Source organism: Macrococcus sp. CoH-51_TC_04 (assembly GCF_058188655.1).
The window spans coordinates 1-2043 of the sequence record NZ_JBVGOY010000028.1 but is presented as its reverse complement, the minus strand read 5'-3'; the positions used below and the strand labels follow the sequence as shown (position 1 = coordinate 2043).

Annotated in this window: 2 protein-coding genes; both read left to right on the top strand. The window is 32.3% G+C overall.

Translation table 11 applies throughout. The features are described 5' to 3' along the window. Positions 1-798 precede the first annotated feature (798 nt). Positions 799-963, top strand: coding sequence for a ribbon-helix-helix protein, CopG family (locus ACZ2V4_RS11595; protein WP_101035997.1), 165 nt, complete (start codon positions 799-801; stop codon positions 961-963). A gap of 77 nt (positions 964-1040) precedes the next feature. Next, on the top strand, positions 1041-1931 hold the full coding sequence (locus ACZ2V4_RS11590) for a replication initiation factor domain-containing protein (RefSeq protein ID WP_219495036.1): 891 nt from the start codon (positions 1041-1043) through the stop codon (positions 1929-1931). Positions 1932-2043 lie beyond the last annotated feature (112 nt).

Sequence of the window (2043 nt, the reverse complement as noted above, 5' to 3'; positions counted from 1 at the left end):
GCCCAAATTTTTGGGTGATTTTTTTGTTTTAGTTTTTTATTTTTCGTTAGAAAAATGGTAAGGGAGTTAAGAGGGAATTTTCCCTCTTACAAGCAAGCGCAGCGAGCGAGTGTAAAGAAATGCGTGAGCATTTTGTATACACTTGCACTGCTTGACCAAAATGAAAAATAGCGAAAGTAGCTAGTTTGAATTTGTGTTCTTAATTTGCAAATACTGAAAGTAAGTAGTTGCAAATTTTATGTTTTTAGTGAGCGAGAGAATGACGAAAGTAGTCAGTCAGAGCGATTAATTGCTTTATAAATTTTTGAGGAACTTTTATGCCGAGAAAACTTTTGGAGAGGAGAAGACCCCCCAGAACACACTTAGAGCCGTTCACGGCGATTTTGATAGCGACAGCTATCAAATCGACGGAACATGGGCTCTTGGGGGCCTGGGGGAGCGTCAGCGTGTCAGAGGCTCGCTCCAAAAGGAAATTGGAATAAATGCAAAAAGAATTGTCGAATTTGGTTCTTAGAAAATTGATCTAAAAATTTGGTTTTTAATTTTTGGGTCAATTTTGTTTTTGGGGCTTAATTTTTTGGAAATTTGGGAGAGTTGCTGGGGGGCTACTACGACACCCCCTATGACACCCCCTATGTAATCCATAATCCAGAAATCATATAAAACGTTGATATTACGGCGTTCAACGTGATTATAAAAAAACAAAAAAAGATTTTCTTTATATATATATGTACAAGTCTAGACAAAAGCAGAAAATATGGTTATCATAAAATTATTAATTTGAATGGGGAGATTACTATGGTAAGAGTAAAAGTTGGAATTACGTTAACTGAAGATACATTGGCTAGGTTAGAAGAAATTTGTAAAGAGATGGGGCTAAGTAAATCTCAAGCTTTATCTATGTTAGTTAATAAAGAATATTTAGCAAAGTATCAAGATGAGAAAAAAGTTTTTAAGGCATAAAAAAATCGCCACGGGCAATGGCGATTTGATTGAATCAAAAACATATAATCTTAATTAAGAATCGAGGTAATTATATCATGGCAGAAGATGAAAATAAAGCTGTTGAATTACCCGGCCTATCTAATAGCCGGTTAGCGTCCCATTCTGTGGGAATTCACTCTCCAAGAATAAGTTTTGACCGTATGACAATAGTAGGCGATCTTGGCAAAGATAAAGCTGAATATATGGCTTATTTGCTTGGTAACAGTCCATTTGTTCATCTTTGGGATTGTTTAACACATAAATTTAAAGGGCAGATATTCACAGATAAAATATATATCGAACATGATAGATTTAAAGCTGATGCATGGGACAGAAGAAATTTTAGAATTGAATTCAACCCGAATAATTTGAAAGAAGATGAAATTGATTGGTTAAAGAAAAATATTTTAATTGCTTTAGATAATGTTGGATTTACTCGCTTAGACTTAGCTTTTGATTTTGAAGAAGATTTATCCGATTTTTATATTATGAGTGATAAAGCTTTAAAGAAAACAGTCTTTTATGGTCGAAATGGCAAAGCCGAAACAAAATATTTTGGTGTAAGAGATAGCGATAGATTTATTAGAATTTATAATAAAAAACAAGAACGTAAAGATAATGCTGACATTGATCTAACGCTTGAAAATTTATGGCGATTTGAAATTGAGATAAAAAGAACAATGGTTGATGAATGGAAAAATTGCTTTGATGATATGCATATTTTAAAACCTGATTGGACAACTATTGAAAATCTTAGTGAACAAGCTATGATGTATATGTTATTGAATGTTGAAAGCAAGTGGGGAGAAATAAGCAAAAATGCAAAAACAAAATATAGAAAAATGATAAAAGAAATTTCTCCGATTGATTTAACTGATTTGATGAAAATATCTTTGAAAAAAGTCGAAAATAATTTGCAAAAGCAAATTGATTTTTGGATTTACTGAACGAAAAAATTCATAAGAATTTTGAGTAAATTATCGCCCAAATTTTTGGGTGATTTTTTTGTTTTAGTTTTTTATTTTTCGTTAGAAAAATGGTAAGGGAGTTAAGAGGGAA